Origin of the sequence: Bradyrhizobium canariense (assembly GCF_019402665.1) — a bacterium.
GTDB lineage: Bacteria > Pseudomonadota > Alphaproteobacteria > Rhizobiales > Xanthobacteraceae > Bradyrhizobium > Bradyrhizobium canariense.
In genome coordinates this window covers 1-23,373 of sequence record NZ_VSST01000064.1, presented here as the reverse complement: position 1 = coordinate 23,373, position 23,373 = coordinate 1, and the positions used below count along the sequence as shown (strand labels likewise).

Annotated in this window: 24 protein-coding genes; 19 read left to right on the top strand and 5 right to left on the bottom strand. The window is 61.6% G+C overall.

Features of this window, described 5'->3' with window-relative positions:
* The first annotated feature begins 266 nt into the window (after positions 1–266).
* From FXB41_RS31430 to FXB41_RS31415, 4 genes are all read left to right on the top strand, one after another.
* Complete coding sequence (locus FXB41_RS31430; protein WP_219684534.1) at positions 267–731, top strand: DUF2840 domain-containing protein; 465 nt, start codon at positions 267–269, stop codon at positions 729–731.
* Entirely contained in the window at positions 731–1,237 is a 507-nt protein-coding gene (locus FXB41_RS31425; protein WP_219684538.1) for a S26 family signal peptidase, read from the top strand. The genes FXB41_RS31430 and FXB41_RS31425 overlap by 1 nt, the downstream gene beginning before the upstream one ends.
* Positions 1,238–1,597: 360 nt before the next feature.
* A complete protein-coding gene (locus FXB41_RS42075) occupies positions 1,598–2,140 on the top strand; it encodes a lytic transglycosylase domain-containing protein (RefSeq protein ID WP_246649371.1) in 543 nt (180 codons plus the stop codon).
* Positions 2,141–2,381: 241 nt separating this feature from the next.
* Entirely contained in the window at positions 2,382–4,109 is a 1,728-nt protein-coding gene (locus tag FXB41_RS31415) for a relaxase/mobilization nuclease domain-containing protein (RefSeq protein WP_219684532.1), read from the top strand.
* A 477-nt stretch (positions 4,110–4,586) separates the two neighbouring features.
* Here FXB41_RS31415 and FXB41_RS31410 read toward each other — a convergent pair whose 3' ends face one another.
* A complete protein-coding gene (locus tag FXB41_RS31410; protein WP_219684531.1) occupies positions 4,587–5,396 on the bottom strand; it encodes a polysaccharide deacetylase family protein in 810 nt (269 codons plus the stop codon).
* 550 nt (positions 5,397–5,946) lie between these two features.
* Here FXB41_RS31410 and FXB41_RS31405 point away from each other — a divergent pair.
* From FXB41_RS31405 to FXB41_RS31335, 15 genes are all read left to right on the top strand, one after another.
* The gene (locus FXB41_RS31405; RefSeq protein WP_219684530.1) at positions 5,947–7,935 is read left to right on the top strand and encodes a conjugal transfer protein TraG; all 1,989 of its coding nucleotides are present in this window, start codon (positions 5,947–5,949) and stop codon (positions 7,933–7,935) included.
* Positions 7,932–8,354, top strand: coding sequence for a CopG family transcriptional regulator (locus FXB41_RS31400; RefSeq protein ID WP_219684529.1), 423 nt, complete (start codon positions 7,932–7,934; stop codon positions 8,352–8,354). Before FXB41_RS31405 ends, FXB41_RS31400 begins: the two co-directional genes overlap by 4 nt.
* A gap of 395 nt (positions 8,355–8,749) precedes the next feature.
* Positions 8,750–9,412 carry a ribbon-helix-helix domain-containing protein gene (locus FXB41_RS31395; RefSeq protein ID WP_219684528.1) on the top strand — a complete coding sequence of 221 codons (663 nt, stop codon included), beginning with the start codon at positions 8,750–8,752 and terminating at the stop codon, positions 9,410–9,412.
* Positions 9,413–9,449: 37 nt separating this feature from the next.
* On the top strand, positions 9,450–10,814 hold the full coding sequence (locus tag FXB41_RS31390; protein WP_219684527.1) for an MFS transporter: 1,365 nt from the start codon (positions 9,450–9,452) through the stop codon (positions 10,812–10,814).
* A gap of 246 nt (positions 10,815–11,060) precedes the next feature.
* Entirely contained in the window at positions 11,061–11,981 is a 921-nt protein-coding gene (gene trbB, locus FXB41_RS31385) for a P-type conjugative transfer ATPase TrbB (RefSeq protein WP_219684537.1), read from the top strand.
* A complete protein-coding gene (locus FXB41_RS31380) occupies positions 11,978–12,304 on the top strand; it encodes a TrbC/VirB2 family type IV secretion system protein (protein WP_219684526.1) in 327 nt (108 codons plus the stop codon). The genes trbB and FXB41_RS31380 overlap by 4 nt, the downstream gene beginning before the upstream one ends.
* The gene (locus tag FXB41_RS31375) at positions 12,304–12,567 is read left to right on the top strand and encodes a VirB3 family type IV secretion system protein (protein WP_219684525.1); all 264 of its coding nucleotides are present in this window, start codon (positions 12,304–12,306) and stop codon (positions 12,565–12,567) included. The genes FXB41_RS31380 and FXB41_RS31375 overlap by 1 nt, the downstream gene beginning before the upstream one ends.
* A 10-nt stretch (positions 12,568–12,577) precedes the next feature.
* Positions 12,578–15,019: a conjugal transfer protein TrbE gene (gene trbE, locus FXB41_RS31370; protein ID WP_219684524.1), complete on the top strand. Its 2,442-nt coding sequence runs from the start codon at positions 12,578–12,580 to the stop codon at positions 15,017–15,019.
* Positions 15,016–15,750 (top strand): P-type conjugative transfer protein TrbJ, encoded by a 735-nt coding sequence (gene trbJ, locus FXB41_RS31365; protein WP_219684523.1) that lies wholly within the window; start codon positions 15,016–15,018, stop codon positions 15,748–15,750. Before trbE ends, trbJ begins: the two co-directional genes overlap by 4 nt.
* The gene (gene trbK-alt / locus FXB41_RS31360) at positions 15,750–16,124 is read left to right on the top strand and encodes a putative entry exclusion protein TrbK-alt (protein ID WP_219684522.1); all 375 of its coding nucleotides are present in this window, start codon (positions 15,750–15,752) and stop codon (positions 16,122–16,124) included. The genes trbJ and trbK-alt overlap by 1 nt, the downstream gene beginning before the upstream one ends.
* A 3-nt stretch (positions 16,125–16,127) precedes the next feature.
* Positions 16,128–17,363 (top strand): P-type conjugative transfer protein TrbL, encoded by a 1,236-nt coding sequence (gene trbL, locus FXB41_RS31355; RefSeq protein WP_219684521.1) that lies wholly within the window; start codon positions 16,128–16,130, stop codon positions 17,361–17,363.
* Positions 17,364–17,414: 51 nt separating this feature from the next.
* Complete coding sequence (gene trbF, locus FXB41_RS31350) at positions 17,415–18,095, top strand: conjugal transfer protein TrbF (protein WP_219684520.1); 681 nt, start codon at positions 17,415–17,417, stop codon at positions 18,093–18,095.
* Between the two features lie 2 nt (positions 18,096–18,097).
* Positions 18,098–19,072 (top strand): P-type conjugative transfer protein TrbG, encoded by a 975-nt coding sequence (trbG, locus tag FXB41_RS31345; protein WP_219684519.1) that lies wholly within the window; start codon positions 18,098–18,100, stop codon positions 19,070–19,072.
* Positions 19,069–20,274 carry a TraB/TrbI/VirB10 family type IV secretion system protein gene (locus FXB41_RS31340; protein ID WP_219684518.1) on the top strand — a complete coding sequence of 402 codons (1,206 nt, stop codon included), beginning with the start codon at positions 19,069–19,071 and terminating at the stop codon, positions 20,272–20,274. The genes trbG and FXB41_RS31340 overlap by 4 nt, the downstream gene beginning before the upstream one ends.
* 5 nt (positions 20,275–20,279) lie before the next feature.
* Positions 20,280–20,522, top strand: coding sequence for a DUF2274 domain-containing protein (locus FXB41_RS31335; protein ID WP_219684517.1), 243 nt, complete (start codon positions 20,280–20,282; stop codon positions 20,520–20,522).
* Here the strand turns inward: FXB41_RS31335 and FXB41_RS31330 are convergent.
* The 4 genes from FXB41_RS31330 to FXB41_RS31315 all read right to left on the bottom strand — a co-directional run.
* Positions 20,495–21,448, bottom strand: a complete 954-nt coding sequence (locus tag FXB41_RS31330) for a LysR family transcriptional regulator (protein WP_219684516.1) — start codon at positions 21,446–21,448, stop codon at positions 20,495–20,497. The genes FXB41_RS31335 and FXB41_RS31330 overlap by 28 nt on opposite strands.
* Positions 21,449–21,519: 71 nt before the next feature.
* A complete protein-coding gene (locus FXB41_RS31325) occupies positions 21,520–22,152 on the bottom strand; it encodes an acyl-homoserine-lactone synthase (RefSeq protein ID WP_219684536.1) in 633 nt (210 codons plus the stop codon).
* Positions 22,153–22,247: 95 nt separating this feature from the next.
* Positions 22,248–22,970 carry an autoinducer binding domain-containing protein gene (locus FXB41_RS31320; protein WP_219684535.1) on the bottom strand — a complete coding sequence of 241 codons (723 nt, stop codon included), beginning with the start codon at positions 22,968–22,970 and terminating at the stop codon, positions 22,248–22,250.
* Between the two features lie 111 nt (positions 22,971–23,081).
* Positions 23,082–23,373, bottom strand: a 292-nt coding sequence (locus tag FXB41_RS31315; RefSeq protein ID WP_219684515.1) for a hypothetical protein, incomplete at its 5' end; no start/stop codon positions are given.

Sequence of the window (23,373 nt, the reverse complement as noted above, 5' to 3'; positions counted from 1 at the left end):
TGTGCAGCATTTTCGCAGCACGGCCCGCGAGGGAGCACAGGCCACTGCCCCGGCTAACCTGAAATTTTTTGAATTCCATGTAACGAATTGGAGCCACTCGGCTGCGATCCTCGGCAGCAGCAGGAGCGCTGCATCGCTTCGACAACGCCGATCATCGACGCTGCATCACGATCATTCTGCCGAAACCAAGGCTCTGACTTCGATGCGCTGGCGACCGCGCAGGCGTTGGCATGTCCAAGATTCTCTCATGACTATGGAGTGGCTAGGTGAGCGACCTCACAACTGTTGAACTCTTGTGGCTCGAGAAGCGGATCGAGAACCGAATCCGGTTCGGCAAGCCTGTATCGGAGAAGATCATTGACCAGCACCGGCGCATTCTCTCGTTTATGCCCGGCAGCATCTTTGCGTTCGTGCGCTGGTCGTCCAATGACTTCGGAACCATCCTGTCTCGCATCGACATTCTGCGCGCGATCACACCGGGGCAGCGGTATTCGACCGTGTCTTGGGTCAACCCCGGCGGCGAAAGCCTGCTGCGACTGGCTGGCTGGCGAAAGGTCGAGCGCGTTCTCCAGTTGATCGACGCCGTGGAGTCACTCGGCATCGATCCTGCCGATGCAGTGCCCGAATACTGGCATCACGTCCACAACCGTCTTTCCGTCAACGAAACGCCACGACCTTATACGCGTGCGCGCCACCAGGCGTGGCTCCGCCGGCGCAGGATGGTGTTCTGATGGGACGGCTAAGGATCATCCTTGCGATATGTGGGGCCACAACGCTCGCGCTTTGGCCGGTCACCGACACCTCACTATCATACATCTGGAACGCTTCCGAAAGTGTGCCGATCGGCCTCTACCGTTTGCAAGGGTCCGCACGATTGCACATCACAGAGCTCGTGGCCCTTCGGCCACCAGAGCCGCTTGCGAGCTTCCTCGCCTTCAACAGCTATTTGCCGAGCGGTCTTCCGATGCTCAAGCGCGTGCTCGCGTTGCCCGGTCAAACCGTCTGCAGAACGGGACTCACTATCGTCGTCGACGGCATCGAAATGGGCCAGGCACGTGAGCGCGACCGCCGTGGCACGCCATTGCCGGCTTGGCAGGGCTGCCGGGTCGTCGCTGAGGACGAGGTCTTTGTCATGAACTGGGAGTCGGCGGAGTCCTTGGACGGCAGATATTTCGGACCGCTCCCGAGATCGGTCGTCATAGGTCAAGCGGTTCCGGTGTGGACCAGGGAGGACTGACAAATGGCGGCATTGCTCCAATGGCTTGCTGTCTCTCTAGTCGGCCGATCGCACCGTCATTCCTCCATCCCGGCCGAATTGTCGGCAATCGGCGCGCGTCGCGGCCGTCTCGCGCTGGCTCAGTGCCGGCCGGGAAAAGCCTTGTCCTTGGCGGCTGCCCGCACATTGCTATCTCGCGCCGCTGCTTGCTCTCTGGGAATTCTGATCACGTTCGGAGCGCCATCGGCCGGCAGAGCGGAGGCTGGATCACGCGCACAAGCTGCGCGCTCCTCAAACCTGCGTCCAGGCCGTGCATACGCCGCGTTCGTGACCGAAGCCTCGCATCGGTTCGCGGTCCCGGAGCGTTGGATCCGTGCTGTCATGCAGGCCGAAAGCGGTGGTAATGCGCACGCCATATCACCTCGCGGAGCGCTCGGGTTGATGCAAATCATGCCCGCGACCTGGGTCGAGCTTAGCGTTCGTTACGATCTCGGTATCGATCCGTTTGATGCCCGCGACAACATGATGGCTGGGACAGCGTACCTTCGCGAGATGCTCGATCGTTTCGGATCGGAAGGGTTTCTCGCAGCCTACAATGCTGGACCCAGACGGTACGAGGAGCACCTGGCCACTGGTCGAGCGCTTCCGGATGAAACACAGATCTACATCGCTACACTCGCACCATTGATCGGTATTGAGCAGCGCAACAGCGATGCATCGGCCGCTAGACGTTTCGCCGCGTGGCAGCAAGCGCCACTCCTTGTTGAGCGGTCCAAGAGCTTATCGGCTGAAAATACCAACTCGGCATCCGGCGTCCGCGCAATGAATTCGTCGAAAGCAGCGCCTAGGGCGGGTGCAACTGCAGTCGCTCCTCGCGCGACGGGCCTGTTTGTGCGGCGATCAGACGAGGTGCAGTCCCGATGACGGCAATCGCATTTCGTTGCATGATGTCGAAGCTAGTCGCAACGTTGAGAGTGGTCGGCAGAGAGCCGGGAGTGGGCGACCGGGGAGGGCAGGATAAAAGCCGCAAGGTGCGGCCGGTCGGTTGTGGGCGAAACTGCATCGATTTCAATGACCCGCAAAACATTGGAAATGGGCGACGCAACTTACGATTTGCGGTAACACCACGTTGTTGCTCGGTTTTCGGCAGGTTGCAGCGAGCACGATGACCGGTCACGACGATTTCCACATTCGCCCAGGCCGCATCCGTTCGACGCGCGCGCCCCGGACGAAGCCGTTCTTGGCGCAGACGCTAAGGGCTGCTCAGAAGGCCGGCGGTCTCTCGCGGGCTAGCCGCAGCCGTGGCAGCAAGTTCGGGCGCGGTCGCGCGGCGAGCCTTGCCGCGACGCGGCTCCTCAACAACCGCGCGCGGTCCGCCATGGTGAAGGCGCGGGTCGTGCGCCGGATGCGTTCGCCGGGCGCGCTGCGCGCGCATATTGGTTATCTCCAGCGCGACGGGGTCACCCGCGATGGGACACCGGGCAAGCTCTTTGACGCAGCGGGCGATGACGCCGACGGCCGCGCGTTCGTCGAGCGCTGCGAGGGCGACCGGCATCACTTCCGGTTCATCGTCTCGCCCGACGATGCTGGGGAACTCGAGAACTTGCGGATCTTTACCCGGGAGCTGATGAATCAGGCCTCGCGCGACCTCGGGACCCGGCTCGATTGGGTGGCGGTCGATCATTGGAACACCGAGCATCCGCATGTCCATATCCTGGTGCGCGGCCGCGCGGATGACGGAAATGACCTTGTCATCAGCCGTGACTATATCTCGACAGGCCTGCGCGCCCGGGCCGGCGATCTGGTCACGCGCGAGCTTGGCCCGCGATCGGAGCTCGAGATCCGCCAAGTCCTTGAAGCGGAGGTGACGGCCGAACGCTGGACCAGGCTCGACCAGGCGCTTGCCCGGGAAGCGGGTGCGGCGGACGGCGTGATCGATCTGAGGCCAGACGGGATTTCCGGGGGCGACCCGTTACGGGAGATTCGCATCGGGCGGATGCGGACACTCGAGCGGCTCGGCGTGGCCGCACCCGCGGGTCCTGCGCAGTGGGTACTGGCCGCAGACGCCCAGCCGCGGCTGCGTGCGCTCGGTGAGCGCGGCGACATCATCAAGCGGCTGCACAGAACAATCGCGAAGGATGGCCCGGCGCGCGCGCCCTCGTCCTGGGCACTCGAGGGCGAACGCCACGGCGAACCGGTCATTGGCCGTCTTATGGCGCGCGGGCTCGACGACGAGCTCAGGGGCACGGCGTTTGCCATTGTCGACGGGATCGACGGGCGCGTGCATCACCTGAAACTCCCCGATATCGAGTCGGCTGGCGATGGGCCGATCGGCGCCATTGTGGAGCTCCGGCGCTTTGACGATGCGCGAGGTCGAGCACGGATCGCGCTCGCTGTGCGTTCGGACGTTGCGCTCGAGCAGCAGATATCGGCGGAGGGAGCGACCTGGCTCGACCGACAGCTTGTGGCACGTGAGCCTACCGATCTGTCACGCGCTGGCTTTGGCGCCGAGGTGCGGACCGCGCTCGAGCGGCGGATCGACGTCCTGGCAGAGCAGGCACTCGCCCGCCGTAACGGCGGAAAGGTCACACTCGGAAGTAACCTGGTCGAGACCCTTCGCCGCCGTGAGTTGGAAGCCGTCGGACGACGTCTGGCTAAGGAATCAGGGCTTGCGCACTTGGCCGCCGATGCAGGTGAGCAGATTTCGGGGGTCTATCGCCGGCGCCTATCGTTGGCCTCTGGGCGTTTCGCCATGATCGACAATGGCCTTGGTTTCCAGCTCGTGCCGTGGACGCCTTCACTTGAGCACCAACTGGGAAAACAAGTAAGCGGCATCGCGGGACCGGCCAATGTCGAGTGGAGCTTTGGACGCAAACGGGGGCTCGCGCTCTGACCCGTCGATTTCTGCTTTGGGGCGCCGGCAGTTGCTGGGCACGACGGGCCATCATTGAGCCGCACATCGTTCCTATTCAACGCGAACCCTGTTCGCGTCAAGGGAGCAATCTTGAGGGTCCGGCATGACGACTGGATCTCATTTCTCAACGGGCGCAGGCAGAGTTCATGAGGTTTTGAGACCATCCTACCCGTTCAATGTTGAGGCGGTCGGCTTCATCAAGTCGTAACAGTGAAACATAGGCCGACGACTTAGGCTAACCCCTGTACACGCCGACGTCAGCCGACCAGTTAGAATGCATCGGATATTGCCATTCGGACCGCAGGAGTCAGCCGTCAACTTAGCATGCATGCACCAATTGAGATTTGAATCCCCATCTGATCGAGCAGCTTCCACTCTCGGCCATCACCAGCCTGCAGCAAACTCAAAAGGGACATCATCAGGAAGCTGCCACACGTGATGTCGAAAAGGCGCATGCTAGTGGCGCGTCTTAGCCTCCCTCTCGGCCTGGGCAGCCGGTACCAAATGCACGACTCGATAGCCGTTCTTGTGCAGATATCGCAGCAACGCAGGCATCATTACAGCAGTGCGGGCTTGGGCATCGTGCAGGAGGATGATGCCCTTTCTCGCGCTCTCTAGCTGCACGATCACATTCATGAGCTCTTGGTCTGGGCTAATGTCTTCCCAATCGCTCGCCCAAAGGTCGGTTCCGAACACGACGATCCCGCGCGACTGCAACTGGTCCAGCATTGCAGGCGACGAGTCGAAATGGGGAAAGCGGAAGAATGGCGTCGAAGGGACATTGGTTGACACGCCCTCGACTGCGAGCTCATCAGCCGCAATGCCGCGATCGATATCGCCCATTGCCTGCTCGAATGGCATCTTGGACATCATCTGGTGCGACCAGCTATGGTGCGCAATGCTGTGGCCCTGTGACGCGATGCGGCGGACGAGCTCGGGAAATTCTGCCGAGGATCTGCCGACAAGGAAGAAGGTGGCCCGCACGCATTCCAGCGCGAGCGCTTCCAGCACCTTTTGTGTGTTCGGCGGCCTCGGACCGTCATCGAAGGTGAGGACGACCTCGTGATCTGCCAGAGGAAGGGTCTTCGGAAACTCATTCGATCCGACGCGCGGATAGACCTTCGGATCGACAGCGAGTACGCGCGACGTTCCCAATGCGTCCTGCCGCGGGCAGTCGGTCGCGCTAACGATGCCATTGCAGGCAAACACCAAGGCCGCAGCGCCGGCAAGCCATGATGCCAATCTGTTCAAACGCCTGTTTGCCATCGCCCCCCGGCGCGACCTTGCCTGCTGCGCAAACCCGTGCGCGCCATACGGTATTCGATGTCACTAGCGGGATTTCTGCGCATCAATGGCATATCGGGCCAAAAAGCGTCGTTAGGCCCGGGCTGATGCGATGAACGCGGCGTTCTTAATGATTGAACTTATTTCTGTGCCCTCTCTCCTGGGAAGCATCCTGGCCCGACCTTGGGCATAGTCGACAGGTCGCCAAGTCGCTCGTGTCAAGCACAACAACTTCCGAATGAGAACGCCACCAACACCGGTTGATCAGATCAAGGGCGAATCCGCCATAACGAGCGAATTGGGCAACGTCTGACTCCGTAGCCGCGACGGTCACGCAACGATACGATAATCGCCGGATCTTCCCAGTCGTTGTGGCTAGCATCACCGGTACGTACAGGGCCGTTAGGGATCTTCATTCACGAATGCGACCGTTCGCCCGACCCGCCGATTGCTGCGCCTTGACGCGCGCGAGTACGATGCACGGGCGGCGCCGCTTGTGCGCACCTCATGAATGCCTCCACATCTCCAATCCATGTCCGCAACAAAGATCATATGGCATCAGGTCATCCTGGTTTGTCTCGCCGTACTCGCCTTCCTTTGGGCGGCTACCGAATGGACGGCGTGGCGGCTTGCCTTCCAACCGCAGCTTGGACCGGCCTGGTTCAGGATTGGGCATTGGCCGATTTACCAGCCGGCAGCCTTCTTCGCTTGGTGGTTCAAATTCGACGCTTACGCACCGTTGATTTTTCTGGAGGGCGGCGCCATTGCCGCGGGCGGTGGCATCGCAGCGATTGCGCTAGCGGTGATGCTCTCCGTCTTGCGGGCGCAAGAGGCGAGGGACGTCACCACCTATGGCTCGGCACGCTGGGCGGATGCGCGCGAGGTCAGGCGGGCGGGTCTCTTGGGATCTGACGGCGTCGTGCTCGGCCGGCTTGAGGGCCATTATCTGCGGCATGACGGGCCTGAGCACGTGCTCTGCTTTGCTCCCACGCGCTCTGGCAAGGGTGTTGGCCTCGTCATACCGACTCTTTTGACCTGGCCGGCTTCCACGATTGTTCATGACATCAAGGGCGAGAACTTCCAGTTGACTTCCGGCTGGCGCGCGCGATTTGGGCCAGTGCTCTTGTTCGACCCGACCAATCCAACCAGCGCCGCCTACAACCCGCTTCTCGAGATCCGGCGTGGTGATTGCGAGGTGCGAGATGCCCAAAACATCGCCGATATCCTTGTCGACCCGGAAGGGGCACTCGAACGCCGCAACCACTGGGAAAAGACCAGCCACTCTCTCCTTGTCGGTGCAATCCTGCATGTCCTCTATGCCGAAGCCGACAAGACGCTCGCAGGCGTCGCCAATTTCCTGTCCGATCCCTCCCGCCCGATCGACGCTACGCTCACCGCAATGCTCGCAACCCCGCATCTTGGAGGTAGCGTTCACCCCGTTGTCGCTTCGGCCGCGCGCGAGCTTCTCAACAAGAGCGAGAACGAGCGCTCCGGCGTGCTCTCAACCGCGATGAGCTTCCTGGGGCTCTATCGCGATCCGGTGGTTGCCAAGATCACCGCACGAAGCGATTGGCGCATCCGCGATCTCGTGGACGGCGCGGAGCCCGTCTCACTCTATCTCGTGGTGCCTCCATCCGACATCGTCCGCACCAAACCCTTGATGCGACTCATCCTCAACCAGATCGGGCGGCGGTTGACCGAAAGCCTGGATCCAGACCGGCGCCGGCAAAAACTCCTTCTGATGCTGGATGAGTTTGCAGCGCTCGGCCGGCTCGACTTTTTCGAGAGTCAGCTCGCCTTCATGGCAGGCTACGGCATCCGCAGCTTTCTGATCACCCAGAGCCTCAATCAGCTCGAACGCGCCTATGGGCCGAACCATGCCATCCTCGACAATTGCCACGTCCGGATCGCCTTCTCGACCAATGATGAGCGTACCGCCAAGCGCGTATCCGACGCACTCGGAACTGCGACCGAGTTGCGCGCCATGAAGAACTATGCCGGACACCGATTGAGCCCCTGGCTTGGACACCTCATGGTGAGCCGTCAGGAGACCTCGCGGCCGCTGCTGACGCCAGGCGAGGTCATGCAACTCTCGCCTAAAGAGGCAATCGTGATGATTTCCGGGGTGCACCCGGTCCGCGCCACCAAAGCCCGCTACTATGAGGATCCGCAGTTCCAGCGACGTGTGCTGAAGCCAGCCCGCTTCGATCCGCGTACCTTGTCCGCAGGACCGGATGACTGGTCGGCCGGCGCCCCAATTCCGCCATCAGTCGAGCTACTGACCGGACGCAAGCGCAGGAGTGATGAGGTGAACGGTGGTTTGCGTCGCGAGCCGGAATTGCCGGAACATGAGGAGATCGAGGTCAAGGTGCCGCTCGGCGAACACGAGTTCGACACCGACCTCGATGAGGGTGATGCCGATGCCGTCCAGGCACAAGCTCTGAGCCGCTCGATGCAGGGCGTTGCGCGGACCGTCAGCCTCGACCAGGACGATGGGAGATCTGTGAGCGGGGCAGCGTGAAAAAGATCCAGCTCAGCATCTATCTCGATCCGGAAACCTTCAAAACGCTCGAGGCCTTCGCACAACGCCGGGGTCAGCCCAAGTCCCTGGTCGCCGAGGCCGCGATCGGCTCCTTCCTTTCCCCTGATGATTCCGATCGGCGCGAGGCGGCGATCGCCAAGCGTCTGGACCGGATCGCGCGCGTGCTCGAACGCCTGGAGCGCAATGATAGCATCACGCTTGAGACCATCGCGCTCTTCATCCGTTTCTGGCTGACCTCAACGCCGGCGCTCCCCGAACATTCGACTCCCGCCGCACGAGCCAAGGGCGCGGAACGTTACGATCGGTTTGTTGAGGCGCTCGGACGGCGGCTTGCAAGCGGAGCCACCGTCCTGAAAGAGGTGAGCATCGACATGCACGCCTCTGAGAAGCCCGAGTAATCAGTACGCGCGCTCCAAATGCGCGCTGGTAGCTTTTGGCAATAGATACGGCGCTGGGTCAGATAGGCCGACCAGCAGGTCGGCAACACGCCACGAATCACGCGCAAGGGACCGGCGCGTCACTCACGGCGCCCGGACCCGCTGCAACAGGCCATTGGCTGCCGACGAAATGACACAGGCTTACAAATCCAGCTCTTCTTGAGACCGCCTTGTCTTTCTTTGGCTACGCCAGACTACGACGCAGATGTCGATCCGGTTGAAGTGACGTTCGGATTGGCCCTTGTGTCAAGTCCATCATCGCTGGGGGCGATACAGCCGTTTCGATTCCGAAATCGACGCCGCGCGTGCCGCGGTGCGCGGGCAGGTCGCGGCCGCAAATTGGGAGTGAACGAGCAGTGCAAGTCGATGAAGAGCTTGGAGGCCAGCCCAGCTCGATTGTGAATCAAGCCGACAGCGATGCGCAGCCGAGCTCGAACGAAGGAGCGCGAACCAAGAAGGTCACCGTTCAGCTCTCCGAGAGCATGTTTCAGCGGCTTGAAGTTGCGACCGAACGCCCAGGACTCGGCAAGAGCATGGTCGTCGAGACGGCGCTTGAACGATTCTTGAGTCCTGCACCGCCCACCGAGGGGCTCGTTCATGAGGCTCTGGACCGGATCAGTGGCCAGATGGCCAGGCTCGAGCGCGAGATCGCGATCATCGCCGAGACCGTAGCCCTGCATGCGCGCTATCACCTCACCGTGACGCCGCCCATGCTGCCGTCCGGCCAGCGAGAGGCGTGCATGCTCGGGCAGCAGCGTTTCAAGGTGTTGGCGGAGCAGGTCGAGCGGCGGGTACGGCTCGGTCAGCCATTAATCCAGGAGACGATCGATTGGCTGGGCAGGCGCAGTCGACCTGCCAGTGAAGCTCATGCTGGCGCGCCACAACGCGCGGCAGAAGAACAGCCAAGTCAGGAAGGTTTGTCCGCAGCTGCGGCGGACGGAAACTCCGAGCCGAGCGCTGCCGCCGAGGAGGGCGGCCGCAATCCGAACTTTCGAAACCTGCCGAACTCCTTTTGTTGAGGGGACCGAGCGGACGGACAGAAGCGCGCCGAAGCAAATGAGGGCGCAAACATCGCCCGCAAAACGCGTTGAGCCTTGTCCCTTTTGGCGGCTCATCGCGTGCGTGTTTCTTCCCTTCGCGGCCGGCTACTACCTTTCGTACCTGTTCCGGACCATCAATACGCTCATTGCTGGGCGCCTCGCCTCTGATCTCGGGCTTGGCGCTGCCGATGTCGGGCTGCTCACGTCAATCTATTTTCTGGTCGTTATGGCGGCCCAGATTCCGATCGGCATGTTACTTGATCGCTTCGGGCCGCGCCGGGTCCAGAGCGTGCTCTTGGCTGTTGCTGCAGGGGGGGCCGCGCTCTTTGGACTATCGACGGGATTCCTTTCCCTTCTTTTTGCTCGCGCGATGGTCGGACTTGGGAGCGCAGCAGCCCTGATGTCCGGGCTGAAAATCATCGTCCTCTGGTTTCCAAGAGAACGAATGGCGCTCATCAATGGCTATATGATCATGCTGGGCTCATTGGGGGCCGTTACCGCAACGGCTCCTGCCGAGGTGCTGCTGGACTGGATCGGATGGCGGGGCCTATTCGGCGTGCTGGGCGTCGCAAGCGCGCTTGCTGCCATTTTGATCTATCTCGTGGTTCCCGAACGAACCACTGGGCCACAGGATAGCAAAAGGATGCCCGCCACTCTGAAAACAGTCTATTCCGATGTTCGGTTCTGGAGAATGGCGCCCTTATCGGCGACCTGCGTGGGGTCCGCTTGGGCACTGCAATCCTTATGGGCGGCGCCCTGGCTTTCCGATGTGGAGCGGCTGGATCGAACGAGACTCATCAACGAACTGTTCGTGATGGCGGTCGCTCTGAGTCTCGGCGCTCTGGTCTTGGGCGTCCTTGCCAACTCGGTGCGCCGCCGGGCTAAGAAGACCGAGGTTCTGTTTGGTTTGGTCGCGGCGATGTTGATTGTGGCGGAGCTTGTGCTGATCCTGCATCCGCCCTGGCCATCACTCCTCCCGTGGTGCGTTGTGTCGGTGGCCGGATCAGCCACTGCGCTGACCTACGCCATCATAGCGGATTATTTCCCGGCCGAGCTGGTTGCGCGCGCCAATGGTGGTCTGAATGTCCTGCAGTTTGGCTGGGCTTTCGTCGTGCAGTACGTGACGGGACTGATTCTGGAGCAATGGCCTCTAGAGGCGGGGCATTATCCTTTAACGGCCTATCAGACCGCCTTCGGTGTGAACGTTTTGCTGCAGATGGCAGCGCTCGTCTGGTTCGCCATCCCGTGGCTCGATCGCCGGAAACGGAAGGCTGGCGCTTCGGTCACTCGTCAACCGGCGGGAGGCTGGAACTTGGTTGAGGTCGTTATTGCACCAGCCGAGCTCGCCATCCTGGAGGCGGACGATCATGCGGATTGGTGAAGCCAGCATGTGGCCGGGCTGATGTCGCGGCTCATGATTTTCGGCGTGTCAAAAGCGATCGTCCCGAATCTTTCTTCTTCTACGCCAGACTACGATTGACATGGTCACATTGTTGCTGTCGCGCAGGTTCTGCTTTTTCTAGTTGTCCTCATGTGAGGTGGCTAGACGCTAGCCGCCTCACTCAACTGGGGGGCAGTCGTGGCGATCTATTCTTTTCATTCGGAAGCCGAGTTGCGCGGAGCGCGCATGCTCCGCACGGCGCTGGGCTTGGCAATCGCAGGCTTTCTGGAAGATCCGTCCGTCGTTGAAGTGATGCTGAACCCCGATGGCCGGCTGTGGATTGATCGGCTGTCGAGCGGCCTTACCGATACCGGCGAGAGTCTCTCCGCTGCCGACGGCGAGCGAATTATCCGGCTGGTCGCGCACTATGTGGGCGCGGAGGCTCACGCCGGCTCGCCCCGAATCTCGGCTGAGCTGCCGGAAACGGGAGAACGTTTCGAAGGTTTGCTACCGCCGGTCGTCGCCGCGCCGGCCTTCGCGATCCGCAAACCCGCGGTCGCTGTGTTCGGCCTGGACGACTATGTCGCTGCCGGCATCCTGAACTTGGAGCAGGCGAACGCGCTTCGTGATGCGGTTGCCGCGCGAAAGAACATCCTGGTCGCCGGCGGCACATCGACGGGCAAGACGACGCTGACGAACGCCCTTCTGGCGGAAGTGGCCAAAGGTTCGGATCGCATCGTTCTCATCGAAGATACCCGGGAGCTTCAGTGCACGGCCCCGAACCTCGTGGCATTGCGCACCAAGGACGGCGTGGTCTCGCTGTCTGATCTTGTGCGCTCGTCGCTTCGCCTGCGTCCTGATCGTATCCCGATTGGCGAGGTACGTGGGGCCGAGGCGCTCGACCTGCTGAAAGCCTGGGGGACGGGACATCCCGGCGGTGTCGGCACGATCCACGCTGGCACCGCGCTTGGCGCGCTCCGCCGGCTCGAGCAACTCATCCAGGAGGCCGTCGTCACGGTTCCGCGCGCGCTGATCGCCGAGACCATCAACGTCATCGCCGTGCTCTCTGGCCGTGGTGCCGAACGGCGTTTGAGCGAACTCGCTTCTGTCACCGGGCTTGGGTCATCAGGCGACTACAGCCTTTCGAAAATCGGAGATCAGTCATGAACCTACGATCATCTCTCGGGCGAGGTTTCGCATCAGCTGCGGCATTCGCGTGTCTGTACCTGGCGAGTAGCCCGGTCTGGGCGGCCGGCTCGAACATGCCCTGGGAGCAGCCCCTCAACCAGATCCTGCAATCGGTTGAAGGACCCGTGGCCAAGATCATCGCGGTCATCATCATCATCGTGACCGGTCTCTCGCTCGCATTCGGCGACACGTCGGGGGGCTTCCGGCGGCTGATCCAGATCGTGTTTGGTCTGTCGATCGCATTTGCCGCCTCGAGCTTCTTCCTGTCGTTCTTCTCGTTCGGCGGCGGGGTCATGATCTGATGGATGAGCCAGTCTCGGGCTTTGTCGCCCCTGTCCACCGTGCGCTGACCGAGCCGATCCTGATGGGCGGGGCACCGCGATCGGTTGCCATTCTCAACGGTACATTGGCCGCAGCACTCGGCCTCGGTCTGCGCTTGTGGCTGGCGGGCCTTCTGCTGGCGTTCATCGGCCACATGGCCGCGGTCTGGGCCGCAAAACGCGATCCGGAATTCGTCGAAGTCGTGCGCCGGCACGTTCGCGTTCCCGGTCACCTCAGCGCTTGAGAATAGTCCCATGATGAATCTTGCCGAATACCGCCGTTCGAATACGCGCCTTGCCGACTTCCTGCCCTGGGCGGCGCTCGTCGACGAGGGAATTGTATTGAACAAGGATGGCTCGTTTCAGCGGACGGCGCGGTTCAGGGGACCGGACCTCGACAGTTCCGTGCCGGCTGAGCTTGTTGCGATCGCAAGCCGGCTGAACAACGCGCTCCGGCGGCTCGGATCGGGGTGGGCGGTTTTCGTCGAGGCGCAACGGCATTCGGCAGGGCGCTATCCGCCCGACACGTTCCCGGATGTCGCATCCGCCTTGGTGGATGCCGAGCGAAAAGCGCAATTCGAGGAGGCCGGCAGCCATTATGAATCGAGCTACTACCTGACCTTCCTCTACCTGCCGCCGGCAGAGAGTGCAGCTGTGGCCGAGCGTCTCCTGTACGAGGGCAGCCATCGCCGCGCGGGAGCGGATGCGTGCGAGGTGCTGAGTGGCTTCATCGACCGGACCAACCGCGTGCTGCAGCTCGTTGAGGGGTTTATGCCGGAATGCGGCTGGCTCGATGACGAGGCAACGCTCACCTACCTGCACGCGACGGTCTCGACCAGGCGGCATCGCGTTCGGGTACCGGAAATCCCGATGTATCTCGACGCGCTCCTTGCCGATCAGCCGCTGACAGGCGGGCTTGAGCCGATGCTGGGTGACGCTCATGTGCGCGTTCTGACCGTTGCGGGGTTTCCGAGCGCGACCACGCCCGGGATCCTCGATGATCTCAACCGGCTCGCATTCCCGTACCGCTGGTCGACCCGGGCGATCATGCTCGACAAGACGGATGCTCTAAAGCTCTTGACCAGGATCAGGCGGCAATGGTTTGCCAAGCGCAAGTCGATTGCCGCGATCCTGAAGGAGGTGATGACCAACGAGGCCTCAACGCTTCTGGATACCGATGCCCACAACAAGGCGATGGATGCAGACAGCGCGCTCCAGGAGCTGGGCTCCGATCAGATTGGAGAGGCCTTCGTGACGGCAACGGTCACGGTCTGGGACAGGGATCCGCACGCGGCCGACGAAAAGCTCCGCCTCGTCGAAAAGGTGATCCAAGGCCGGGACTTTACCTCCATGACCGAGACAGTGAATGCCGTCGAAGCCTGGCTCGGCAGCCTGCCGGGACAGGTCTATGCAAACGTGCGCCAGCCGCCGGTGTCGACGCTAAATCTCGCCCACATGATCCCGCTGTCTGCGGTCTGGGCGGGAGAGGTGAGGGACCATCATTTCAAGGCGCCTCCACTGTTCTTCGGCAAGACGGAAGGATCGACCCCTTTCCGCTTCTCGCTCCATGTCGGCGATGTCGGACACACTCTGATCGTTGGACCGACCGGCGCCGGCAAATCGGTGCTGCTCGCACTGATGGCACTGCAGTTCCGGCGATATCCGGCCGCTCAGATCTTTGCCTTCGATTTCGGTGGGTCGATCCGCGCGGCGGCGATCGCCATGGGAGGCGACTGGCATGATCTTGGCGGTGCGGTTGGTGGAGACTCGGCAGAATTCGTCGCGCTCCAGCCGCTTGCGCGGATCGAGGAGACCGCTGAGCGCGGTTGGGCAGCCGATTGGATCGCATCGATTCTTGCGCGCGAGCGCATCGAGGTCACGCCCGAGACCAAGGATCATGTCTGGTCGGCCTTGACCTCGCTCGCCTCGGCGCCAGTTCGGGAGCGGACGCTGACGGGCTTGTCCGTTCTTCTGCAATCCAATGCCTTGAAGCGCGCGCTGCAACCCTATTGCCTCGGCGGTCCGTTTGAGCGGCTGCTGGATGCCGAAGGTGAGCGGCTGGGAGAGACCTCCGTCCAGGTGTTTGAGACTGACGGGTTGATCGGGACCGGTGTCGCGCCGGCGGTTCTCTCCTATTTGTTCCACCGGATTGAGGATCGGTTCGACGGCCGTCCGACCCTGCTCATCATCGATGAGGGCTGGCTTGCGCTGGACGATGCCGATTTTGCCGGTAAGCTCCGCGAATGGCTGAAGACGCTGCGCAAGAAGAACGCCTCCGTCGTGTTTGCGACCCAGTCGCTGGCCGATATCGATGGCTCCGCAATTGCGCCCGCCATTATCGAGAGCTGCCCGACCCGGATCCTGCTTCCCAATGACCGCGCGATCGAGCCGCAAATCATGGCGGTCTACCGGCGCTTTGGACTGAATGACCGGCAGATCGAGATCCTCGCCCGCGCGACGCCAAAGCGCGACTACTACTGCCAGTCGCGCCGGGGCAACCGCCTGTTCGAGCTTGGTCTTGGCGAAATCGCGCTCACCTTTGCGGCCGCGTCGTCCAAGACCGACCAGGCTCTCATCGAGCGGGTTCTTGAAGAGCACGGACGAGACGATTTCGTCACCGGCTGGCTCAAGGCGCGCGACCTCAGCTGGGCCTGCAATCTCATTCCGCAGCTTGCCAAGGAAGGTGGCTTGTCATGAAACGTCTCCGTCCGCTGCTGGCAGCAAGCATCATCGCAATTAGCCTGACCCAAGCGCCCCGGGAAGGAAAGGCACAGTGGATCGTGTTCGATCCCAACAACTACGTGCAAAATGTGCTGACGGCCGCGCGCGAGTTGCAGCAGATCAACAACCAGATTACCTCGCTGCAAAACGAAGCGCAGATGTTGATCAATCAGGCGAAGAACCTGGCGAGCCTGCCGTATTCGTCGTTGCAGCAGCTCGAGCAATCGATCCAGCGCACGCAGCAGCTGCTCAGTCAAGCGCAGCGCATTGCCTACGATGTCCAGCAGATCGATCGCGCGTTCTCGACAACTTATGCGCCGGCATCCGCGAGCATGTCCAATGGGCTCCTCGTCGCCAACGCCCAGACCCGCTGGCAGAATGCGGTTGCCGGCCTGCAGGACGCCATGCGGGTGCAGGCAACCGTCGTCGGCAATCTCGATACCAACCGCACCCAGATGTCGGCCCTGGTCACGGCGAGCCAGGGCGCGTCAGGTGCTCTGCAGGCAAGTCAGGCCGGCAACCAGCTCCTTGCACTGCAAGCCCAGCAGCTTGCTGATCTCACCGCGACCGTGGCCGCGCAGGGGCGCGCGCAAACGCTCGAAGCCGCGCAAAGAGCAGTAGCCCAGGATCAGGGGAGGGAGCAGCTGCGGCGCTTTCTGACGCAAGGTCAGGGCTATCAACCGACAACCGTGCAGATGTTCCACTGATGATGAAGAACAGATTTGAACGGCTGCCGATGACGGTGGCAGTTAGCCTCATAGTCCTGGTCGTCGCCGCCTGCGCCATTCGCCTGCGCGGCGACGACAGTGCGACCAAATCTTCCGCCTCGCTCGCTGCGAAGCCCGATCCGGCGGCGGCAAAGCTCGAGCAATGCCGCACCGTCACCTACGAGCAGAGAGAGGCTCTGCTTGAATGCGAGAGGATCTGGGCGGAACGGCGCAGGCAGTTCTTGGGGAAAACCGGATCGGTAAACGGTTCGGATAGCAATGCGGGTACGGCGCCATTTTCCTTTCCGCGGCCGCGTAAGGACGAAAGCCGCCTGCCGTCGCTCTCACCTTCCATTCCAAGCCAAAGCGAGTGAGCAATGGGCGGCACCTCCGTCATCGACCAGTTCCTGGAAACCTTCACCCGCTATATCGATTCCGGATTCGGCCTGGTCGGGGGCGAAGTCGGCTATCTCGCCACGACGTTAGCTGCAATCGACCTCACGCTTGCGGGCCTGTTCTGGTCCCTCGGAAGTGATGAGGAGCTTCTTGCCCGGTTCGTCAAAAAAATCTTGTTTGTCGGTGTCTTTGCCTACCTGATCGGCAACTGGAATAGCCTTGCCCGCATCGTCTTCGAGAGCTTTGCAGGTCTCGGCCTCAAGGCCTCGGGCACGAGCCTGTCATCGGCAGATTTCTTGCGGCCAGGTCGGATCGCGCAAGTGGGGCTCGATGCCGGCCGTCCGATCCTTGACTCCATCTCGGGGCTGATGGGGTATGTCAGCTTTTTCGAAAATTTCGTCCAGATCGCGGTCCTGCTGTTCGCCTGGATCGTGGTGCTGCTCGCCTTCTTTATTCTCGCGATCCAGCTCTTCGTCACCCTGATCGAGTTCAAGCTGACGACGCTTGCAGGTTTCGTCCTGATCCCCTTCGGTCTGTTCGGCAAGACCGCCTTTGCGGCCGAACGGGTGCTGGGCAACGTCATGTCCTCCGGCATCAAGGTTTTGGTCCTCGCCGTCATCGTCGGCATCGGATCGACCTTATTCTCGCAGTTCACGGCAGGTTTCGGCGGCAATCAGCCGACCATCGAGAACGCGATGGCGCTGGTGCTCGGCGCTCTCGCCTTGTTGGGCCTCGGCATTTTCGGACCCGGGATTGCCAACGGCATCGTCTCCGGAGGTCCGCAGCTCGGCGCAGGTAGCGCCGTCGGGACGGGACTTGCCGCCGGTGGAGTCGTTGCGGCTGGCGCTGGCCTTGCGGCCGGCGCTGCCGGCCTTGCCGGCGGAGCGATTGCAGGTGCCCCACGCGGTGGAAGCGCGATTGCAAGCGGCACCATGAGCGTGTTTCGGACGGGGAGTCAGTCCGGCTCCGAGGCGAGCGCGTCCAAGGCTGCTAGTCCCTTGCGCTCGGTCGCAGCTGGTCTTGGTGGAGCGGCGAGCGATGCCGGAAAGGGGGAAGGGGATGGCTCGAGATCTTCCGACAGTGCGCCCGCCTGGGTTCGGCGCATGAAGAGAGCGCAGACGATCAGCCATGGCGCGTCAGCGGCAAGCCACGCGATCCGTTCGGGTGATCCCGGCGGGGGCGGCGGATCTGTCGACCTCTCCCAACATGACCGCTGATTCTTCTGATCGACCAATTCCGTTTTCTCACCCTTCACTTGAGGTCTAGCAATGTTCAGACGATCGGCCGTTCACTATGGCCGCACCCCAGAAGCCGTCACCCCCTATCAACGCGCAGCTCAAGTCTGGGATGATCGCATTGGGTCTGCGCGCGTGCAGGCCAAGAACTGGCGCCTGATGGCCTTTGGCTGCCTCTTCTTATCAGCCGGCTTTGCCGGCGCCCTGGTCTGGCAATCCGCTCACGGGACGATCACGCCCTGGGTGGTCGAGGTCGATCAATTGGGAGAAGCGAAAGCCGTTGCTCCAGCAAATGCCAGCTATCAACCGACCGATCCGCAAATAGCTTTTCACCTGGCGCGCTTCATCGAGCATGTGCGTGGCCTGCCGATGGACGCCATCGTCCTGCGCGAAAACTGGCTCCGCGCCTACGACTTTACAACCGATCGCGGCGCGGCCGCACTGAATGACTACGCCCGCAGCAACGATCCCTTCGCCAAGCTCGGCAAGACGCAAATTGCGATCGAGGTCTCGAGCGTCATTCGGGCTTCCCCTGAGAGCTTTCGCCTGGCCTGGGTGGAGCGGCGCTACGACAACGGTCAGCTGGCCGCAACCGAGCGGTGGAGCGCGATTGTCAGCATCATCGTGGAGATGCCTCGCGATCTCGATCGCCTGCGCAAGAATCCGCTTGGCATTTACGTCAACGCCATCAACTGGTCGAAGGAGCTGGGTTAGCAATGCCTTCAGGTCTCGTTATTGCGTCACAGAGGAACCGCCCGAGGCTGGCTTTGGCTCTCGTTATTGGTGTGGCCACCCTTGGCGGGTGCACCACGTTCAAGCCGTCGCAAATCAGTTACGATAGCGATGTCCCGCCAGCTCCAGATCTGCCGGCGCTCGCCGACGATCGGCCGCGCCCGCTGCATGTCCCGCCGGCCTGGAAGGCAGCGCGCGGCGGCAGGAACGCGGAAGCCAAAGAACCCGTCGAGCGGATTGAGACCGCGAATGACGCGGCACGCGTGCAGCCGCGCAAAGCCGGCTACTTCAACGCGGTGCAGGTGTTTTCGTATAGTCCGGGCGCTCTCTATCAGGTCTATGCCGCACCGGGGCAGATCACCGACATCGCCTTGGAGCCCGGCGAGCAACTGATCGGGGCGGGACCAGTTGCCGCGGGTGATACCGTGCGCTGGGTGGTCGGCGACACCGAAAGCGGCAGTGGCGACACGCGACGTGTGCACATCATGGTGAAGCCGACACGTCCGGCGATCGAGACCAATCTCGTCGTCAACACGGATCGACGTACTTACCTGGTCGAGCTCCGGTCCCGCGAAAAGCCCTATATGCCACAGGTCGCATGGTTCTATCCGGAGGATCGGACCGCGCGTGGTCGAGCTCTGCCGCCCACACCCGTCATCCCGGACCAGGCGCAGCGCCGTTACCGCTACGCCATCGAGGGAGACAGCCCACCGTGGCGTCCTGTCAACGCCTATGACGACGGGCGCAAGGTCTACATCGAGTTTTCGCCCGGCATCGGCCAGGGCGAGATGCCGCCGCTGTTCGTGATCGGGCCTGATGGCAAGACCGAGCTCGTCAACTATCGCGCTTACGGCAATGTGCTGATCGTCGACCGGCTGTTCGCGGCCGCGGAACTGAGGCTGGGCGAGGAGCACCAGCAGAAGGTCAGGATCGTCCGAACCGACGGGAGGTCGCTGTGACAGAGACTGGCCAGCCGAATGACATACCCAACGACGCTCCTCGGGTTAAGCCGCAGGAAGATATCGCCGAAGCTCTTCGGCTCCGGCCAGATCGGCCGCAAGTGACCCGCCTATCGCGCAAGGTGCTTGCGGGTGGCAGCGCCCTTTTTCTGGTGCTCATCTCTGGTGCGGTGTTCTGGGCTCTGCAGGAGAAGCGATCACGTGCGCCGGCCGCCGACGAGCTTTACGCGACCGACCACCACAATGTCGCCGATCAGCTTGCAACCTTGCCGAAGGATTACACTGAGATCCCGAAGGAGGTGCCGCGTCTTGGACGACCTTTACCCGGCGATCTTGGTCGGCCGATCGTTGCAGCACAGGGCTCTTCGACGCCCAGCCCGCTCGGTGTTGACGCTGAACAGCAGCGCGTCAATCAAGAGAGCGAGGCGGCACGCACCAGCAAGGTGTTTGCCAGCGCGAACGTCCGCGCACAGGCCCCTGTCGCATCGCCAAGTGAAGCCCCAGCAAATGCAGCGCCATCATCCGACGAAGCATTTTCCCAGAATGGTCAGGACCGAAAACTTGCGTTCGTCAGTGCTTCCGTTGACCGTCGAACCACCAGCCCCGATCGCCTGGCAAGACCGGTCTCTCCCTTTGTGGTCCAGGCCGGAACGCTCATTCCGGCCGCTCTTATCACGGGGATTCGGTCCGACCTGCCTGGGCAGATCACGGCCCAAGTCACAGAAGCGGTATACGATTCCCCTACCGGGCGAGCTCGCCTTATTCCGCAAGGAGCCCGGCTGATCGGGACGTATGATAGCCAAGTCGCATTTGGCCAATCGCGCGTGCTCCTGGTGTGGACGCGCCTCATCATGCCAAATGGACGGTCGATCGTCCTGGAGCGGCAGCCGGGCGCGGACGTCGCGGGCTACTCTGGGCTTGAGGATGAGGTCGACAACCATTGGAAAGAGCTGTTGGGGGCCGCTGCGCTGTCGACGCTGCTCGCCGTCGGCACCGAAGTGAATTCCGGATCGGATACGGGTAGTACCAACAGCGACCTCATCGCTGCGCTCCGCCGCGGGGCGGGGGACTCGATGAACCAGACGGGCCAGCAGGTGGTCCGCCGCAATCTCAACATCCAGCCGACCTTGACGATTCGTCCGGGATTTCCCCTGCGGGTGATCGTCAATCGTGACCTGGTGCTCGAACCGTACAGAGGATGAGGACGATGTCAAAACTCAAACTCGGAGCCTTAGAAGACGATAAGCCCATCAAGGTGACACACGAACTACCTGCGAGCGTGCACCGCGATCTCGTGTCATACGCTGAAATCCTCGCCCAGGAGACTGGCCAGCCAATCCAGGATCCATCGAAACTCATTGCACCGATGCTGGCGCGGTTCATGGCTGCCGACAGGAGCTTTCGGAAAGCTCGCCGAGCTCGTCAGCCTCCAATCGGAGGCGAACAGTAGCGCGCTGTGAGCAGCTTCAGGAATTCCCGCAGGGCCGGGTTTTCATTGTCGGGGCGCCAAGAGGCCGAAAAGTCGAAGCGGCTGGGCGCCGTGCCATCGCGTAGCTCTCGGTACACAAGGCCCGCAATATTTGCCCCCATATCCGACTCGAGCACCAGGCTTATTCCCGTGTTCATGCTGATTAGGCTCTTGATGATGCCAGGACTGACGTCGTGACGCTTGATCTTAGGGCGCTCCTCGGGCGAGAGGAGCTTGGAAATCAGAAGATCTTCGAGCTCCTTTCCCGGGTCATAATGGCTGAGTAGCACTGTCTCGTCCCGCAGGTCAGCCCAGCACACAGTCTCTCGCATGGCGAGCGGATGATCATGGGGCAAGGCCACCAGAACACGCTCGCTCCAAAGCGGCATTTCTTCGGTGTTCAACAATGGGAGCCTCCCTGTCACGATCAGTACATCCAGCGCGCCGTTTCGAAGCGCCGCGGCCAAACGCGTCCGTGATCGTTCGACCGTCACAAGTTCGATCTGCGGGAATCGCTCTTTGAACGCGAGTAGCGAGGTTTGCAGATTGCCTGCCGAAAGTGAGGTGCAGAAGCCGACGGTCAGACGGCCGGTTTCGCTGTTATGGACAGATATCGCGGTGGCGAGCAGCGCGTCGAATTCTTCCAGAATGCTCCTTGCCAGGCGAAGCACGTCGCGGCCGGCCTGCGTCGGTCGCACGCCTCCGCTATAGCGCTCGAAGATTGCGATGCCCAAGTGGTGCTCGATTTCATCGATTCTTCGGCTGAGACTCGATTGTTGCGACTTCAACAACTCCGCGGCTCCGCGGAAGCTGCCGCAATCGGCCGCAGCAACAGCCGATCTCAGGTGTTTCAGCTCGATTGCCTTGCTGGCTTGAAGGGAGGCTCTTGATCGACGTGGTCTGTGCATCGTAAGTCTTAAGCAGATGGGTTTTCCGCTCCAATGTGCAGCGATGCCCCGATTGTACTTGCTTCCAGATCCTAGGCGGCCGCTCGGATGACTGGCGCCCAGAGCACCGGACCTGAGATGTGTCCCGCTTTGCGGATGCGATGCAACGCATCGGGCGAGACCTCGAGGTATCCAGCAATGGCCGTGGTGTTTCCGAGAGGACGAGCTTTTCCGATCGGGCGGAGGGGCCAGCCTGCGCGCCGAAGAATGCGCTCCATCCGGGCGTCGGTGACAGTGACGATTTCCGTCAATTCAATCGAAAGGCCGAATTCAATCATGCCCGCAAACAGCTCGTAAGTAGCAGCAGCAAGTCCACCGCTTGCCTTCGGCGCATCCGGAGGAACATCGAGCGCGAATCGACTGCTCTCCCAAATCCGGTCGCTTCGTGGCGCCGGCTGCCCGTCCAGAAGAATTGGGAAAGTGTCCCTGAGCATGGTTGGACCGGTCGATGGGAGAAGTCGAACGCAGCCCTGAATCCGTCCATCCGCTGAGCGATGCAGCAAGTGGACCGGCCGAAGTACGTCAAACTCGTCCACCTCCATGTCGCCGCCGACCTGGACATCCCATTGCAGACGCTGTTTGAAAACGCGGTAGCGCAATCGATGCATCTCAGCGAGTTGGTCGACGAACTCGCCATAGTAGTCTGGCGTGATGAGCAGCATCAGTGCTGTCCCCCCTGCTTTGTATCGGCGATCAAAGCAGAAGCTGACGCAAAAGCATCCTGTGCAGATGCACAGCCTGCTTACGTACGAGCGGTCGCTTATCTTCGAGATTTTGATTCAACGAGCCGCACGACTGCTTGACGAAGCGTACGGACGCCGAGCTTCGCTCGGGCGTTATCCAGATGAAAGGCAGCGGTGCGTCGCGAGATGGCGAGAATATTCCCGATCTCCCAAGCAGACTTACCGCGAGAAGACCATTCGAGACATTCAAGCTCACGAGGAGACAACAACACGCCATCGACCACGCGATCGGACTCCAACATGCGCCCAGCGTGCGCATGGAAGAACATCGCGATTAGCCGCAGAACTTGGGCGTACTCGCTTATAGAGCGCTCGAAAGGAATTCGCCGCTCGTCGGACGCAAAGGTCACGGCAGCGATCGCACCTTTGTTGTCGTGGATTGGAATCGTGAATCCACACCGAATGCCGAACTTGGCGGCTTCTTCAAATAGTGCGCGCTCTGATTCCGACCGAACTCGCGGTCCGAATCCAAGACCCCATCGGAACGGTTGAGTATGGCTTATCGCCCGGCGAACTACGGGATCGAAGGATTCATAATGGTGCTGCAGATAGTGTCCCGTCCAGGATGCGGGATATGTCGAGATTAGATTAGGGGCACCGCCGGGTCCGTGAGGCAGAGCAAGATATGCAAAGCAAGACAGGTTCAGCGCGGCGGCCATATCCGCCATGCTCTGCTGAGCAGCATCTCGGTCAGTGCTTTCGGTCAGCCGATCGACGAATTTTTGAACAGCGCGATACATCGTGGATGAACAAACGCCCTCTCTGGCCATCGATACTGCCACACCTGGATCCAACCGCGCGAACTGACTGACCGAACCTTACAGTCCCGAGCCGCCATGCGGGGGTGGCGATCAATGCCGGTCAGTTGCGGGCTCGATCAGCGAGGCCATGCAGGCCCGGTTCTTTGACCTGCTGCTGGAGCCTTCGCCGTGAATGAGGCGAAAGCAGGAAGAAAACTTCCTGAGGTCCGATCTCAGGTCGATCTGTTGGCGGGCCGTCTGTTTTGAATCCTGCGTTTTGATGCAAAAGCCGCAGAATTTATGCGCCATTTGGCCAAGTGCGTCGCAGGTTTGCACCGCTCTTCCGCTTAGAAAAGGTCGCCCAGTTAGGAGAGTCGCAAATGAAGGTCGGTGTTCCCAAGGA